The sequence below is a fragment of the Spirosoma sp. KUDC1026 genome, assembly GCF_013375035.1.
In the GTDB taxonomy this organism is placed as follows: Bacteria; Bacteroidota; Bacteroidia; order Cytophagales; family Spirosomataceae; genus Spirosoma.
This window is the reverse complement of the sequence record NZ_CP056032.1, coordinates 5,529,811-5,545,512: the sequence shown is the minus strand read 5'-3', so window position 1 is coordinate 5,545,512 and position 15,702 is coordinate 5,529,811. Positions and strand designations below refer to the sequence as shown.

14 protein-coding genes and 1 riboswitch are annotated in these 15,702 nt (G+C 53.2%); of the genes, 10 read left to right on the top strand and 4 right to left on the bottom strand.

Annotated features, from left to right (window positions below; translation table 11 throughout):
* Window positions 1–3: 3 nt before the first annotated feature.
* A complete protein-coding gene (locus HU175_RS23365; protein ID WP_176568867.1) occupies window positions 4–633 on the bottom strand; it encodes a hypothetical protein in 630 nt (209 codons plus the stop codon).
* Window positions 634–755: 122 nt separating this feature from the next.
* Window positions 756–962, bottom strand: a riboswitch (cobalamin riboswitch).
* Window positions 963–1,208: 246 nt separating this feature from the next.
* Between HU175_RS23365 and HU175_RS23360 the strand changes: the two genes are divergently transcribed.
* The 7 genes from HU175_RS23360 (at window position 1,209) to HU175_RS23330 (ending at window position 11,782) form a co-directional block, all read left to right on the top strand.
* Complete coding sequence (locus tag HU175_RS23360; protein ID WP_176568866.1) at window positions 1,209–1,778, top strand: DUF4256 domain-containing protein; 570 nt, start codon at window positions 1,209–1,211, stop codon at window positions 1,776–1,778.
* A 59-nt stretch (window positions 1,779–1,837) separates the two neighbouring features.
* On the top strand, window positions 1,838–3,247 hold the full coding sequence (locus tag HU175_RS23355; protein WP_176568865.1) for a cobyrinate a,c-diamide synthase: 1,410 nt from the start codon (window positions 1,838–1,840) through the stop codon (window positions 3,245–3,247).
* Between the two features lie 12 nt (window positions 3,248–3,259).
* Entirely contained in the window at window positions 3,260–7,585 is a 4,326-nt protein-coding gene (cobN, locus tag HU175_RS23350) for a cobaltochelatase subunit CobN (RefSeq protein ID WP_176569335.1), read from the top strand.
* Between the two features lie 11 nt (window positions 7,586–7,596).
* Window positions 7,597–9,543 (top strand): magnesium chelatase subunit D family protein, encoded by a 1,947-nt coding sequence (locus HU175_RS23345; RefSeq protein WP_176568864.1) that lies wholly within the window; start codon window positions 7,597–7,599, stop codon window positions 9,541–9,543.
* A 99-nt stretch (window positions 9,544–9,642) separates the two neighbouring features.
* Window positions 9,643–9,846, top strand: coding sequence for a hypothetical protein (locus HU175_RS23340; protein WP_176568863.1), 204 nt, complete (start codon window positions 9,643–9,645; stop codon window positions 9,844–9,846).
* Window positions 9,825–10,220: a type II toxin-antitoxin system VapC family toxin gene (locus HU175_RS23335; RefSeq protein ID WP_176568862.1), complete on the top strand. Its 396-nt coding sequence runs from the start codon at window positions 9,825–9,827 to the stop codon at window positions 10,218–10,220. Before HU175_RS23340 ends, HU175_RS23335 begins: the two co-directional genes overlap by 22 nt.
* Window positions 10,221–10,309: 89 nt before the next feature.
* Window positions 10,310–11,782, top strand: a complete 1,473-nt coding sequence (locus tag HU175_RS23330) for a cobyric acid synthase (protein ID WP_228724256.1) — start codon at window positions 10,310–10,312, stop codon at window positions 11,780–11,782.
* A 19-nt stretch (window positions 11,783–11,801) separates the two neighbouring features.
* On the opposite strand, the gene HU175_RS23325 is transcribed toward HU175_RS23330, so the two are convergent.
* Window positions 11,802–12,215: a putative toxin-antitoxin system toxin component, PIN family gene (locus HU175_RS23325; RefSeq protein WP_176568861.1), complete on the bottom strand. Its 414-nt coding sequence runs from the start codon at window positions 12,213–12,215 to the stop codon at window positions 11,802–11,804.
* A complete protein-coding gene (locus tag HU175_RS23320) occupies window positions 12,212–12,454 on the bottom strand; it encodes a hypothetical protein (protein ID WP_176568860.1) in 243 nt (80 codons plus the stop codon). Before HU175_RS23320 ends, HU175_RS23325 begins: the two co-directional genes overlap by 4 nt.
* A 175-nt stretch (window positions 12,455–12,629) precedes the next feature.
* Between HU175_RS23320 and HU175_RS23315 the strand changes: the two genes are divergently transcribed.
* The 3 genes from HU175_RS23315 to HU175_RS23305 are packed head-to-tail and all read left to right on the top strand — an operon-like array spanning window position 12,630 to window position 15,128.
* Window positions 12,630–13,643 carry a pyridoxal phosphate-dependent aminotransferase gene (locus tag HU175_RS23315; protein ID WP_176568859.1) on the top strand — a complete coding sequence of 338 codons (1,014 nt, stop codon included), beginning with the start codon at window positions 12,630–12,632 and terminating at the stop codon, window positions 13,641–13,643.
* Entirely contained in the window at window positions 13,631–14,578 is a 948-nt protein-coding gene (gene cbiB / locus HU175_RS23310; RefSeq protein ID WP_176568858.1) for an adenosylcobinamide-phosphate synthase CbiB, read from the top strand. Before HU175_RS23315 ends, cbiB begins: the two co-directional genes overlap by 13 nt.
* Complete coding sequence (locus HU175_RS23305) at window positions 14,571–15,128, top strand: RNase adapter RapZ (protein WP_176568857.1); 558 nt, start codon at window positions 14,571–14,573, stop codon at window positions 15,126–15,128. Before cbiB ends, HU175_RS23305 begins: the two co-directional genes overlap by 8 nt.
* On the opposite strand, the gene HU175_RS23300 is transcribed toward HU175_RS23305, so the two are convergent.
* On the bottom strand, window positions 15,129–15,698 hold the full coding sequence (locus tag HU175_RS23300) for a cob(I)yrinic acid a,c-diamide adenosyltransferase (RefSeq protein ID WP_176568856.1): 570 nt from the start codon (window positions 15,696–15,698) through the stop codon (window positions 15,129–15,131).
* Between the last annotated feature and the right edge of the window lie 4 nt (window positions 15,699–15,702).

Genomic DNA, 15,702 nt, shown 5'->3' with positions numbered 1-15,702 from the left:
CGATTAAAGAATGTCGACCAGCGTGTAAATGCCGATCGCAATGGAGAAGATGCCCACCGCATAGTTGATAACCCGAACCGCCGTCTGCCACCGGTCGACTACTTTGGTCAGTGAAAAAGCCAGCAGGCAGCCGTAGAGAGTCATGGCGACGATGATGCCCGCGCTTTGCAGCACAATAATCCAAACGGCTGTGGCCGCATCGCTGGCCGCCAGCGTCAGAGCTACCGTGCAGGCACCGCCCGTACCGGCCAGGCCGTGGACCATACCGACCCAGAACGACCGGCTGAACGTAGTGGACGGTGCTGGATGTAAATGCTCGTGCGTCTGCTGGTGATTCCGCCGGATGGCCACAATCCCCAGCCAGATCATCAACGGGCCGACGGCCAGTTCGACCTGCTCGGCAATGTTGAGCGACAGCGCTGATTTGACCAGCAGCACCAGACAGGCAAACAGAATGAGGGTGAACGAATGGCCCAGCGCCCAGTGCGACGATCGCCAGATGATACGCCATATGTGATGCCCTCCTGACTTGCCTTTTTCGGAGGCCAGCACCGACACGGCGGCCATATGGTCGGGTTCGAAGGAGTGCTGCACACCCAGCAGTAACGAATCGATAAGTAGCGGATTGATCATGCGCTTGTTCGGTTGATGTGGTGGCAAACCCGTAAAAAGCGCGTACAAAAAGCAGGGGTGTCCGCCGGTTAGTAGGCGCACCCTATCTGACTTCCTGTCTGCCTTTCGTCCCGAAAGCACACCGGTTTATGACGTTTCTGGGCAGGTCTTCTGGCTCGTTCGATCCCAACGCCTTCCCATTCCTGATGAGGAACAGTGGCCTGATTGTCAGAATGTTTGTGTGAACTATACAGCAGCGGGGACTGCTCCGATTAACACTGACGGGCAGCGCGACGGATTCCCTTTTAAGCGCTTCCCGGCGGAAGCGCACCTAAAAACAGGGGCAAAAGTATAGTTTTCGCTGTACTTCTGTCCTATACGGACTGAGTTACTTTTCTTGACTCAATCGTTTTACGTTTCCCGCGAGCACTTATCTTATTCATCAACTGCCCTTTACAAAATAATCAGATTGTACGTTGATCAGAAAATGGCTCGCCTTTGCCTAAAGATGCATTGAGTTACGAGCTTCGTCTATTTCCTTTACAACCTTGATCATCGAGGCCCATCTACGACCCCTCGGAAGCAGAAAAGACATAATGACAACAGCCAACAAAAAGGAACTGTCGCCCGAACAGCGTGACGAACTACTCCGCCTTTTGAAAGCCCGTTTCGAGAAAAACAGAAACCGGCACAAGAATCTTGACTGGGCTGATGTACAGAAAAAGCTAGATGCCAATCCCGAAAAACTGTGGGTGCTCGATGATATGGAAGTGACCGGCGGGGAGCCTGATGTTGTCGGGTATGATTCGAAGACGGGGGAGTATATTTTTTATGACTGCTCAGCCGAGAGTCCCAAAGAACGTAGAAGTTTTTGCTATGATCGGGAAGCGCTGGAATTGAGAAAAGATAATCGCCCCGAAAATAATGTTGATGCTGCTGCTGCTGCCATGGGTGTCGAACTCCTGACGGAGGAGCAGTATCGGCAGTTGCAGCAGATTGGACCGTTCGACCTAAAAACGTCAAGCTGGATACAAACACCTGCTGCCATTCGTAAACTAGGCGGAGCTTTGTTTTGCGATCGGCGCTATGATACGGTTTTTGTGTACCATAATGGTGCTTCCTCATACTACAGCGCCCGAGGGTTCCGTGGTTCGTTACGGGTCTAGGGACGTAGTGAAAAGTCATTAGGAATGATGCCTGGACCAGTTCTCTAGCTGCTTGTTGAATGTCAAATCAGAGTATATTTTCTCAGTTTCTGCTGGCCGCTCCGGCCAGCGGTTCCGGTAAGACGACACTGACACTCGGGTTGCTTCGGGCGCTGGCGAATCGAGGATTACGGGTGCAGCCGTTCAAATGCGGTCCGGACTATATCGATACGCGGCATCATCAGACTGCCGCCAGCGGGGAGGCACATAGCGGAGTGCCGCCCAGCATCAATCTGGATTTGTTTATGTCGTCACCTGAACACGTAGTGGATTCCTACCAACGGTACGCCAGCGGTGCCGATGTGGCGATCACGGAAGGGGTGATGGGCCTGTTCGACGGGGCCGACCGGATGCAGGGTAGTAGCGCATCGATTGCCGAATTGCTGGATATTCCGGTCGTACTGGTTGTCAATGCGAAAGCGATGGCTTACTCGGTAGCGCCACTGCTGTACGGCTTCAAGCATTTCTATACAGGTATCAATCTGGTCGGAGCCATTTTCAATAACGTCGGCTCAGCGTCGCATTATCGGTTCCTGGCTGATGCCTGCGCCGACGTGGGCGTGGAACCGCTGGGTTACCTGCCTTCAAACCCGCGCTTCACCATTCCGTCGCGGCATTTGGGGCTGCATATTTCTGCGGAAACGGACTATGAACAGATCATTCAGGCTATTGCGGAGGAACTGCCTAAAACGATTAATCTGGATCGACTGCTGGCGGTTACCCAAAGACCTAACCCGAGCCCCCAATCCTACACCCCACCCCCCCAGCCCTCCGCCCAAAGCAACCTTCGCATTAGCGTCGCGCGAGACGAAGCATTTACCTTTACGTACGAGCAAAACCTGGACGTACTGGCTCGTTGGGGTAGGGTTACATTCTTCAGTCCTTTACACGACAAGGAGTTACCTGAAACAGACTTTCTATACCTGCCCGGTGGTTATCCCGAACTATATGCTCAGCAACTGAGTGAAAACATAGCCATGCGTACCAGTATAGGCGATTATTGTCAGGCAGGTGGCCTCACGTACGCGGAATGTGGGGGGCTGATGTATCTGAGTCAGTCAATCCAAACGGAGTCAGTTCAACGCAATAACAGTACGGCATGGCCAATGGTGGGCGTACTGAACATAACCACCTCTATGCTTTCTCCGAAGTTAACGCTCGGCTATCGCATCGTTGACTGGGATGGTATGACGCTAAAAGGGCATGAATTTCATTATTCGACGCAACAGGAGCCAATGCTCCAGACTTCCATAGCGTCGGTGACTAACGCCAAAGGTGTACCCGTCAACACAAAGCTTTACCGTACGCACAATACCGTTGCCTCCTACGTTCATTTGTATTGGGGCGACAAACCGGAATTTATTCAGCACCTGCTGTCTTCCTCGTTCCGTACCGACAATCACATAAAGCCCGAACTGGCAATCCAATAACTTATGTCTGAAATGAAACGCCAGCGGGTAACCCGGTCCGATGGGAAAGCCATCAACCTTGTGCAGCGTCGGGGGCATCTGTCGTACTGCTACAACGCCTGCTGCTGCGGCCGGGTTGATCGGGGGTACGCACCGATTCCGGTCGAGCTGTACAAGAGCGAATGGATGCGCCGAAAAATCCGTAACGTGGTGCACATGACCAAAGGCGGTTGTCTGGGGCCCTGTACGTTGGCTAACGTGGTAACGTTGCTGTTCGATGGGCACTCGGTCTGGTTTCATTCGATTAACAGCAACTGGCAGATCATCGCCATTTTCGACTATATTGATAGCATGATTGCCGCCGACGGGTTTCTGCCTCCGCCTACTGAGCTGTCGGAGTACGTCTTTCAGTTTTACACCTGGAAAGGTTCCGAAGCAGCTACCCAACTGGGCCAGCCAGCTATGCCGACAGGGGGGATTGTTTTTCTGACGCACGCTGATACGGATCTGTTGACGATGAACCGCGTGTTGCAGGAGTTGCCGGACGAGTTTCCGAAAACGTCGGGGATCAGCCTGCTCGCCATAAAAAGTGAAGCCCAGATGGCGCAACTCCTGGATCGGGAGATTGGGGCAGCTCAGATTATCATCCTGCGGATACATGGTCGACCAAGCAGCGTACCCGGCTTTAGCGAGTTGGTTCGCCGGGCGAAAGAGAAGGGCCAACACCTGATTGTCATCAGCGGTACAGGTGAACTGAACCCCGAATTTGCGGCTGTTTCGACCGTATCACCCGCTATTCTGCACGAAACATTAGCTTACGTCCAGGCAGGAGGGTACCAGAACCTAACGTCGCTGCTGTATTTTTTATCCGATCACCTGCTCATGACAGGCTTCGGAGCCGATGCGCCGATGCAGTTGCCCGAGCACGGCATCTACCATCCCGACCTGCCCGAAAACGCCGAGCTAACGGACTGGGTGCAACGTCATGATCCTGACCAGCCCACCGTCGGCATTACGTTTTATCGTTCACACTGGATCAGCGGCAACACGGCTTTCGTGGATGCGCTGGTACGTTCGCTCGAAGAGAAAGGCCTCAATGCGCTGCCTGTATTTACCTCCTCGCTAAAGTCGGTCGAGCCAAGCACCAACGAACCGGTTGCTTTCTCTTATTTTCAGGCCGAGCGGGGCGGCATAGCCATTGCTAACCTCATCAATACCATCTCGTACGCCATGACCGACGTGCGGACGGATGGCAACGAACTGTATCGCCAGCCGCTGGACCGTCAGCGGCTGGGTCGCCAGCTGACAACCTCACAGCAGGCCTTATTGCGACTAAACGTTCCTATTTTTCAGGCAATCACACCGGGTATGGCACGAGGTCCCTGGGAATCGTCGAGCCGGGGGCTGAACCCGTTGGATACGGCCATGAACGTTGCCATTCCCGAATTTGATGGCCGGATTATTACGGTACCGGTGTCATTTAAGGAGAAAGAACGTACCACGAAAGGGTACGTGCCACTGGACGATCGGGTGGAGCGCGTAACGGGACTGGCCCTACGATTTGCCCGCTTGCGTCACTTGCCGAACGCGCAAAAACGGGTAGCGTTTATCTTTACTAACTCGAACACAAAGGCCTCGCAGATTGGTAATGCGGTTGGGCTGGATGCCCCCGCGTCGCTGATGAATATGCTCTACGCGATGCAGGCCGAAGGGTACCAGATTGAAAACCTACCCGCTACGGGGACGGAATTGATTCACCAATTGATCGACCGTTGTTCGTACGGCCAAACGTATCTAACGCCCGAGCAACTGGCCAATGCCGCGGGTCAGGTGCCGGTGGCTCAATACGCTGATTGGTTTAAAGAACTCCCTGAAGCGATTCAGAAGAAGATAGAAAAACAGTGGGGACCGCCACCGGGTGAAACCTACGTTCACAACGGGCACATCGCGCTGGCGGGTCTCGACCTGGGCAACGCTTTTGTGGCGTTACAGCCCCCCCGCGGCTACGGCATGGACCCCGATGCTATTTACCACCAACCCGACCTGCCACCGACCCACCATTATTACGCCTTGTACCGCTGGCTCCGCGACGACTGGCAGGCCGACGCGATTGTGCACGTTGGCAAACATGGTACGCTGGAATGGTTACCGGGCAAAGGGATTGGTCTATCGGCTAACTGCTTTCCTGATGCGTTATTGGGTGATCTGCCGCTCTTTTATCCGTTCATTATCAACGATCCCGGCGAAGGCTCGCAGGCGAAACGACGGGCTCATGCGGTTGTTATCGACCATCTGACGCCCCCCATGACCTCCGCCGACAGCTACGGTGAACTGGCTCAGTTGACACAATTGGTTGATGAATACTACCAGGTTGAAACGATGGACCCGGCCAAGTTGCCCTTGCTGCAACGGCAAATCTGGACGCTCATCAAACAAACCAATCTGGACATGGACCTCTCGGCCATGCTTAGCCGCGACCACGGCGACCATAAACACGATTGGGACGACGAGATGACGCCCGAGGGTGTACCAGTTAGCTTAACTGAAATGGACGGCAAAGACGTAGCGCACCTGATCGAGGACATTGACGGCTACCTCTGCGAACTGGGAGCGGCTCAGATTCGCAATGGCCTGCACACGTTGGGCGAGATGCCGATGGGTGATGCGCTGGTCGACATGCTGCAATCGCTCACCCGCTTACCTAACGCGTCGGCACCGAGCCTGTCCGCCGAAATAACCCAGCTGTTCGGCTTCGACCTGCATGATTTACAAACCGCCAAAGGTGCCCGGCTCGCAACCGTACCCGCGCCCTTTACCGAGTTAGCTGGTCGTCCTGTAGTGACCGCTGCCGACGCGCTGGAAGTGATGGATGAGTTGAGCAACCACCTACTCCGGGTAGCGCAACAGCATCGGTTTCGCGTTGATAAGATCGACCAGATTCTATTCGAGACGTTCAACGAGTCGCCCGCACAGCCCAAATTTGACGGTGTTCGGCAGGTGTTGACGTATGTCTGTGAGCACCTGCTGCCCAATCTGGCCCGTACGGACGACGAGATTTCGAACCTGCTGCATGGGTTGTCCGGCGGTTATGTACCGGCGGGGCCCAGTGGTGCCCCCACGCGGGGTATGGCGCACATCCTGCCAACGGGCCGTAACTTCTACGCCGTCGACCCGCGGGCGCTACCCTCACAGGCGGCCTGGGAAGTGGGGCAGCAACTCGCCCGCGAAGTCCTCGACCGGCACTGGAAAGAAACGGGCCGCTATCCCGAAAACGTGGGTATCAGCATCTGGGGCACCAGCGCTATGCGGACTAGTGGCGACGATGTCGCTGAGGTGCTGGCGTTGCTGGGCGTTCGGCCCGTCTGGCAGGCTGAAAGTCGGCGGGTGACGGATGTTGAGGTAATTTCGCTGGAAGAACTTGGTCGGCCCCGCATCGACGTAACGACGCGCATCAGCGGCTTTTTTCGGGATGCGTTTCCCCATCTGATCGACCTGCTCGACGACGCTATACAACGCGTTATCGCGCTCGACGAACCCCTGGAGCAGAACTTTATTCGCAAGCATTACCTGGAAGAGCTAGCCCAATTGCAGGCGCAGGACATGTCGCTTGACGAAGCCGAAGAACGGGCAAGTTACCGTATTTTTGGCGCAGCTCCTGGCTCGTATGGTGCCGGAATTTTGCCGTTGATCAATGAAAAAAACTGGCATTCTGATGCTGATTTCGCCCAGGCGTACGTCAACTGGGGTGGCTATGCGTACTCCCGAACGGCTCAGGGGACCGATGCCCGGACCGAGTTCAGACAGCGTTTGTCGAGCGTAGAAGTAGCGCTCCACAACCAGGATAACCGCGAGCACGACATCTTTGACAGCGACGACTACCTACAGTTTCATGGTGGTATGATTGCGACAATCCGCAGTCTGACCGGCCAGCAGCCGAAGCATTATTTCGGTGACTCGCAGAATCCGGCCCAGCCCGTCGTACGCGACCTAAAAGAAGAAACCCTTCGCGTGTTCCGTTCACGGGTCGTTAACCCCAAATGGATCGAGAGCATTAAAAAACACGGATACAAAGGGGGGCTTGAACTGACTGCTACCGTCGATTACCTGTTTGGGTACGACGCTACGGCGCAGGTCATTGATGACTGGATGTACGAAAAAGTCGGCGAGACCTACGCCCTGGATCCGGCCATGCAGCAGTTTTTTGCCGAAAGCAATCCGTGGGCACTCAACGCCATTGCTGAACGACTCCTCGAAGCCGCCCAGCGTGGCATGTGGGCCGAGCCGTCGCCCGAAATGCTGCGGGCTTTGCAGGAGGTCTATCTAAAAAGCGAAAGCCTACTGGAGGTGCGGAGCGAATAAAATCTTACACAATGAATTACCCATTTTCGGCCCTGGTTGGTCAACCCAAACTGAAACAGGCGCTGCTGCTTTGCGCGGTCAATCCGGGCATTGGCGGGGTGCTGGTTCGGGGCGACAAGGGAACGGCGAAGAGTACGGCGGTACGGGGCCTGGCAGCCGTGATGCCTTCCATCCAGCGGGTGGCGGGCTCGCGCTTCAACTCCTTACCCGACGAGCCGTTTGACGAGTGCGAAGCCTGCCAGCAATCCGATTGGCGGGTGGAGGAAATAGCCGTTCCGTTTGTTAACCTGCCGCTCGGCGCGACTGAGGATCGGGTGCTCGGAAGCTTAGATCTGGAGGGCGTCCTGGTTGAGCGAAAAAAGAAATTGCTGCCGGGTTTACTGGCGTCAGCCCATCAGGGGATCCTGTACATTGATGAAGTAAACCTGCTGGCCGATCATCTGGTTGATAGCCTGCTGGATGTCGCGGCTATGGGCGTGAACACCGTTCAGCGGGATGGTCTTTCGATCAGCCACCCGGCCCGGTTTATGCTCATCGGCACGATGAATCCCGAGGAGGGCAGCTTACGACCGCAGTTTCTTGATCGGTTCGGTTTGGTTGTCGACGTAACGGCTCCCCGCGACGTGACCGAGCGAACCGAAGTCGTCCGTCGACGGATGGCGTTCGAGGCTGATCCAGAATCATTTGCCAGACAATGGAGTGGAGAGCAACAATTATTACAGGCCCAGCTCCAGAAAGCCCGACTGTTGCTCCCCTCTGTTCGGTTGGCCGATGGCTTGTTGACAATGATCAGTCAGCTTTGCACGGACTTGCACGTAGCGAGCCTGCGGGCCGACCTGGTTATGTATAAAACGGCCAAAACGCTGGCGGCTCTGGCCGGACGTCTGGACGTAACACCAGATGATATTCGGCAGGCAGCCGAATTAGCCCTACCGCATCGGCAGCGTAAAAAGAACGCCCAAAGCAATTTAACCGATACCACTAAACTAGACGAGTTACTTCAACAGAACTTACCTCGCCAGCATTCCGGTCCTGCCCAACCTCAATCGGATTCATCAGCGCCTTCATCACTGTCGTCCGGCGCCGAAACGCCTGATAGTGGCGTACCTCCCAGCGCTACTGAGCCACAGTTGGAGCAAACGTTTGGTGCGTTACCTGATGTTGCTTCACCTACGCTCGTTACCGAACCAATTAAGCAACGAACATCCACGCCCGAGGGACAGCGGAGTCAGATGAGCGACACAGTACGAGGCAATGCGCTGCGGGCGGTTCGTGATCCGGCCCCTACCGATCTGGCTGTCACCGCAACCTTACAAAGCTCTTTCATGCGTAGTGCTGATGACTGGACGCTCACGCGCGACGATCTGCACCAGACGATACGAACCGGCAAAACAGGTAACCTAATTCTGTTTGTCGTCGATGCGTCGGGATCGATGGCAGCTCATCGCCGGATGGAAGCTGTAAAAGGATGCATTCTCAGTTTGCTACAGGACGCCTATCAGCACCGGGACAGCGTGGGCATGATTGCCTTCAAGGGCGTTGAGGCCCAAGTTTTACTACCTCCTACCCGCGACGTCGAACAGGCTGAACAGGCGTTGCACCAGCTGCCCACTGGCGGGCGAACGCCTTTACCCCATGCTCTCCAACTGGCGGGCGAGGTTATTCAGCAGACAACTCAATCGGGAAACGCTAAGCCGTTCTTGGTCCTTCTCAGCGATGGTAAAGCGAATGTCCCACTGCCAGGCGGTGGTGATGCCTGGCAGCAGACGATCCAGCTGGCCACGCAGTTGCGGGAGCAACAAATCTCGGCGTTGGTGTTGGATACCGACACTGATTATCTGCGATTAGGACGAACGGCAGACCTGGCCATAGCCTTAGGTGCCGATTGCCTCTCACTTGACGACCTATCATCGCAGACGCTTACGGAGACGGTGAAGAGCCAGGTTTATCCGAATTAGTGAAGGTAACCTTCACGGCAAGTACCAACGAAATTGATAGCTTTTTTGCCCCTTATTTATGTTGTAGTTTTGTTTCGTGCAGATTTAATCAGCTAGACTATGAATACGCTTGAAATCGAACTTGTCAATCAAAAAGCGTTGAAGCTCCTACAGGATATGGAAGAGCTAAACCTGATACGGGTGTTGAAAAAAAAATCGGGGGTGTCTGCGCTACGTAAACAAATTCAAACCAGAATGAGCGAGACAGAAATAGATAATCAGCTCCTGTCAGTCCGCGCCGAATGGAAGAGAAATATATCATAGATAGCAGTGCGGTTATCAAATACCTGAATGAGACGTTCCCTGTGGCGGGTATTCATTTCATGGATGAACTTGTTGATCGAGAGTGTGTAATATCTTTTGTTTCCGAAATAGAGTTGCAGGTTTGGCAACCGTCTAACCCTGCTGACTCAGCAGTGTATTCTGCCTTTGTCTCCGGTTCAACTATCCTTGGTATTTCACCAGCTTTGATTCACGAAGCCATTCAAATCCGCAAAACGTATAACATAAAACTTCCCGATGCGCTCATTGCAGCCACGGCTATCGTAAATAACCGGATACTTGTCGCCGATAACGACAAAGACTTCACTAAAATAGCCACGCTTAGGTACATTAATCCCAGGACTATTGACCAGTAGGCATAAACCAAGTAAGAACAAGCCACACTGTTGCTCCATTCTACCGGCTAGCATGTTCATCATCTCAGTACATCGTATTGGCTACTCCATTGTCTAGACTTCGCCCCATCATGTTCGTTGGTACGGCCTCTGACGTTGGGAAAAGCGTTATCACGGCCGGATTTTGCCGGATCTTTAAGCAGGATGGCTACCAGCCAGCCCCGTTTAAAGCGCAGAATATGTCGCTGAATAGTTATGCGACACCCGATGGTCTGGAAATCGGCCGGGCACAGGCGGTGCAGGCAGATGCCGCCGGAATCGCTTGCCATACTGATATGAATCCGGTCCTGCTCAAGCCAACCAATGATAAAAGCTCGCAGGTCATCTTAAACGGCAAACCTGTTGGGAATCAGTCGGCTTATGAGTATTTTATGGGCAATGACCGCGCCCAGCTGTTTTCCGCTGTGAAAGAGGCATTCGACCGGCTGGCGGATCAGTATTCGCCAATTGTCATGGAGGGGGCTGGTAGTATTTCGGAGCTCAATCTCAAACACCGTGACATCACTAATCTCCGCATGGCTCACCATGCTGGAGCCGCTACGTACCTGATTGGTGACATTGACCGGGGCGGGTTATTTGGTAGTGTGTATGGCACCATCGCTCTGCTGACCCCCGACGAACGCTCCCTTATTAAAGGCATCATTATCAATAAATTCCGAGGTGACGCCCGGCTGTTTGACGATGGGCGGCGGATGCTGGAAGAATTGACCGGCGTTCCGGTGGTTGGTGTACTGCCCTATTTTCGAGACATTTTCATCGAGCAGGAAGACTCGGTATCGTTGGAGAAAAAGTTTCGTTCAACCGTTGCGGGTAAGGTCAACGTAGCGGTCATTCTTCTGAAACGGTTGTCCAACTTCACCGATTTCGACCGACTGGAGCGAGACCCTCGGGTGAATCTGTTCTACACAAATCAACCGGATGATATTGCAAAAGCCGACATTATTGTCCTGCCCGGCAGCAAGAACACCATCGAAGATTTGTTGACGATCAAAAATAACGGCGTAGCGTCGGCGATTGTAGCGGCTCATAAGCAGGGTAAAACGGTCATCGGCATCTGCGGGGGATACCAGATGATGGGCGAAATCGTTGAAGACCCGGATCATCTGGAAGGCTCGATTGAAGTCCTGCCTGGTTTAGGCTTGTTACCCGTCCGTACGGTAATCCAGCCTACCAAGACCACGCAGCAACGCCAATTCACGTACCGTCAGTCGACGGCTTCGTGCCTGGGTTATGAGATTCATATGGGACAAACTACCGTTAACGGCCAGCCGAGTCCCGTTGCCCAACTGGATAACGGCGATCCTGACGGTTACTTTCTGAACCGTCGCTGCTGGGGTACCTACCTGCATGGTATTCTGGATAACGATACGGTTGTCAACGACCTGCTGGCTGACTACGCATCCTCGTCGAGCGAGTCTAATTTCAACTTTCAGCAGTTTAAAGAACAGCAATATGACCGATTGGCTGACGTAATCCGAGAGCATATCGATATGGAGCAGATTTACGCGTCGCTGCGATACTAATAATTCTTGGTCGTTAATATTATCGATTCAGGATTTGCCTGAATTCTTCAAACGAGCAGATGGGTACTGGAGGGAAACGATTCTCGTCTCGTAGCAAGTTTAGGATGTGGTGATCGTCGGATACTAACCAGTCAGCGCCAGCGGCAATAGCACAGTCTATGAATTTGTTATCGTCGGGGTCATCTTTGATCTGCTCAAAACGGAAGTATGGCTCCTGCCTCAGGTGGTTCGGAGCCGATAGTAAGAGCGAAGTAACTAACTCGGCCGCTGTAGGACTAAAGTAATACGCTGTCATCTCAGCGTATTCAAGCATGATTTCATTACTGACTACCCAGGTGAATTGTCCAGCTTCGAACGCATTATACAACCAGCGATATGAACCGTTGCGGGGAACTGATCGAAGTAACCCGTTTGTATCAACAACAACCTTCACTTAGTATCCCGGATTTGACGTAGTCGCTTGGTGCGGTTATCGAACATCATTTTCGCTTCGAGTTGCTCTAGGCTCACATTCTTCTGCTCCATAGCCTGTTGGGCTTCGTTTTCAAGCCGCTGCCTAAAATGCTGCATAAGCGTCTGACGCATCGCCAACACTTCCGTTTCGCTCATGTCAAAGCTAAATAGCTCCAATAGAGCTTGTTGAGCTTTTGTTAGTCGTTGGGCTGCAATCATAGTAGAACGGGGTGAACTTACACAAATTTATTACGAATGACCTGTAGGTTGTTAACAGCCTATCTAAATAAACGGCGTAAATCATTAAAAAATTAAGTGCCGCTACGTGCCCCTGCTTGAATGTAGTATTTTCATGACCTATTACGTAATTGCTTCGCTTGTCGAAGCCTGATTTATGCTCCACGGACATGGCGACGATCGCTACCGCTACGCAACTGATGTTCGCGCCGACTTTAGCACGAACGTCTGGTACGGAGGTGAACCAACTGGGTTGAAGGAATACCTTTTCAGCCAGTGGGATAGCATCAACCGCTACCCGGAAGTACTGGCCGAAAGCCTGGCCCGGCAGATCGCTTATCACCATCAGGTTGACACCGATCAGGTACTAGTCAATAGTGGCACTACCGAAAGTATCTACCTGATTGCGCAGGCCTATGCCCGCCGAACAACAACCATTGTGATACCCACCTTCGCTGAATACGAAGATGCCTGCCGGATGCATGGGCACTCGCTGCATTTTATGAATTGGGATCAGCTAGCCCAGTTACCCCAAATGACGAGCGATCTGGTATTTATCTGCAATCCAAACAACCCGACCGGTGCCGTTTTTGGACAGTTGGCGGATTGGATCGCCCAAAATCCACAGACGCTGTTTGTTGTTGATGAAGCTTTCATTGAGTTTACCGATCAGCTTGACACTGCTATTTCGTTGTTGAATCAATTCAGTAACGTAGTCATCATGCGGTCGCTGACGAAAGCTTACGCTATTCCCGGCTTACGACTGGGCTACGTCGTTGGCTCGTCGTTACTAATTGATCGATTGAAGGCCGTCAAACAACCCTGGACGGTAAACGCGATGGCCCTGGCCGCCGGACGGCATATTTTTGACAATTTCGATTCTGTTCAACTGCCGCTGAGTCAGTTGCTGGCGGATAAACAACTATTCATAAATGCGTTGTTACGTAACTCGGCAATACAAGTTTACGATAGTGGTACCCATTTCTTTCTTGCCCGAACCCAGAAAGGTACAGCTGCTCAGTTGAAGACGTATCTGATCGAAAACCACGGTCTATTGATTCGGGACGCGAGCAATTTTCGGGGTTTGGAAGCGGGTCATTTTCGGGTTTGTACGTTATCACCCGAAAAGAACGCTTTACTCCTTGACGCGCTGACAGCATGGAACAATTAGGGCTCTTTGCATTACCGCTACTGCTGGGCTATGTGCTGGACCTGATAGTTGGTGATCCTGACAACTGGCCGCACCCCATTCGAATCTTTGGCAACCTAATTGCCAAGGGGGAGCGGCTTCTTAACAAAGGAAAACTCCGATTCTGGAAAGGAGCCGCCCTGGCCCTTAGCTTGTGCATACTGGCTTGCTTATTTTTTCTTGGCCTGAACCAACTCACGTTGTCCATCCATCCGGCGCTGTTTGTGCTCACCAATGCCCTTTGGGTGTGGTACGGCCTCGCCAATCACAACTTGATCCGTGAGGGGAAAGCCGTTTTTCGGGTGTTGGAACAGGAAGGTGTAGAGGCTGGCCGTCGACAACTGTCGCGGATTGTGGGTCGTGATACATCACAGCTAAGTCCACAGCAGATTCGGATTGCGGTGCTGGAAACGATGTCCGAAAACCTCAGCGACGGTGTTATTGCACCACTGTTCTTCTACGGGCTGGCGGGCGTTCCGGGAATGATGACCTACAAAATGATCAATACGCTGGATTCAATGATTGGCTACCGGAGTGAGCGGTACGAACAGTTTGGTAAATTTGCCGCCCGTCTGGACGATGTAGCTAATGTCATCCCTGCCCGGTTGACGGCGCTACTCATGGTGTTGGTTACGGGTAGTAAGCGCGGATTAAAGTTTGCGTTGCGGTACGGTAATCGGCATAAAAGCCCCAACGCGGGTTATCCCGAAGCTGCCCTCGCTGGGATTCTCAATTGCCGCTTTGGTGGGCCGAACATGTACCATGGTGTACTAGTCGAAAAACCGTATATCGGTGAACTGGATCGCCCTATTGCACCAAACGAAATTGACCAGGTAAGTCAAATCAACCACCGAACCTGCCTGCTCGTGGTGACTGGTCTGGTGGGTCTTCATTACCTGTTACGTATCTATGGCTAGATTTATTATCTCCGGCGGACCCGGCGCTGGCAAAAGTACCCTGCTCAATGCCTTACGCACCGCCGGTTTTTTATGCGTTGACGAAGTATCCAGACAACTGATTCAGGAGCAGGTCATGCTTAGCAGTAGCTGTCTGCCGTGGATCGATCTGGACTGTTTTGCCAAGTTGGCGCTCCAGCGAATGATCGACCAGTATGAAAAGGCTTCTACCGATGATGATACGTCCATTACGTTCTTCGATCGGGGTATTCCCGACATAATCGCTTACCTGCGAGTGGGCGGCTTACCGGTCGAAGAAGCCTGGTATCGGGCTGCCGGGCAGTTTCCTTATGATCCACTGGTGTTTATGGCTCCCCCCTGGGAAACCATTTATGTGAACGACAGCGAGCGCTGGCAAACGTTTGAAGAAGCCTCAGCGCTGCACCAGGCGCTGGTTGAAACGTATCAGGCACTTGGGTACAAAATTCAAGAGTTGCCCCAAACCAGCGTAGCCGACCGCGTTACGTTTGTTCGTAACGCGGTCGGCCTTTTACCACGGTTTGCTTCCTGATTACTTAAAGCGTTTGTAAAGAAAGAGTTGCCATTTCTCTTCGGCCACACCAGCTTTGTCCATTTCGGCACGGGCCAGCGTGAAAAACAGATCCGACAACCGGTTGATATAGGCCGGAATGGCATCGTGTACGTCGTCTGTCTTTATGAGTGATACCAACCGGCGTTCGCCCCGGCGAATCTGCGTGCGCGCTACGTGGCAGAGGGCTGAAATCTCGTTGCCACCCGGTAAGAGAAAATAATCTGATGGCGACGACATGCCCGCTTCCAGTTCATCGATCCACTGTTCGCAGAAATCCGAGCCACCTTCCGGCATGGGGTTGGTATTGACTTTCTTGGCGGTGGACGGCCGGGCCAGATGGGACATCATGTCCATTAAATCCTTCTGAATCTTGTGCAGGTTCGGTTGCCACGGGTGGTCATTGCCAAGCTTGACCCGTAGCAGACCGATGGTGGAATTAGCTTCGTCCAGTGTGCCGATGCAGTCAACCCGGACATCGTCTTTGTCGACCCGGCTGCCGCCGAAAAGTCCGGTCGTTCCTCTGTCGCCTTTTTTTGTGTAGATCTTCATGACT

Bases quoted from the DNA above. Each gene is read 5' to 3' on its own strand.
- HU175_RS23365 (WP_176568867.1), bottom strand. From the start codon at position 633: ATGATCAATCCGCTACTTATCGATTCGTTACTGCTGGGTGTGCAGCAC.
- HU175_RS23360 (WP_176568866.1), top strand. From the start codon at position 1,209: ATGACAACAGCCAACAAAAAGGAACTGTCGCCCGAACAGCGTGACGAA.
- HU175_RS23355 (WP_176568865.1), top strand. From the start codon at position 1,838: ATGTCAAATCAGAGTATATTTTCTCAGTTTCTGCTGGCCGCTCCGGCC.
- cobN (WP_176569335.1), top strand. From the start codon at position 3,260: ATGAAACGCCAGCGGGTAACCCGGTCCGATGGGAAAGCCATCAACCTT.
- HU175_RS23345 (WP_176568864.1), top strand. From the start codon at position 7,597: ATGAATTACCCATTTTCGGCCCTGGTTGGTCAACCCAAACTGAAACAG.
- HU175_RS23340 (WP_176568863.1), top strand. From the start codon at position 9,643: ATGAATACGCTTGAAATCGAACTTGTCAATCAAAAAGCGTTGAAGCTC.
- HU175_RS23335 (WP_176568862.1), top strand. From the start codon at position 9,825: ATGGAAGAGAAATATATCATAGATAGCAGTGCGGTTATCAAATACCTG.
- HU175_RS23320 (WP_176568860.1), bottom strand. From the start codon at position 12,454: ATGATTGCAGCCCAACGACTAACAAAAGCTCAACAAGCTCTATTGGAG.
- HU175_RS23315 (WP_176568859.1), top strand. From the start codon at position 12,630: ATGCTCCACGGACATGGCGACGATCGCTACCGCTACGCAACTGATGTT.
- cbiB (WP_176568858.1), top strand. From the start codon at position 13,631: ATGGAACAATTAGGGCTCTTTGCATTACCGCTACTGCTGGGCTATGTG.
- HU175_RS23305 (WP_176568857.1), top strand. From the start codon at position 14,571: ATGGCTAGATTTATTATCTCCGGCGGACCCGGCGCTGGCAAAAGTACC.
- HU175_RS23300 (WP_176568856.1), bottom strand. From the start codon at position 15,698: ATGAAGATCTACACAAAAAAAGGCGACAGAGGAACGACCGGACTTTTC.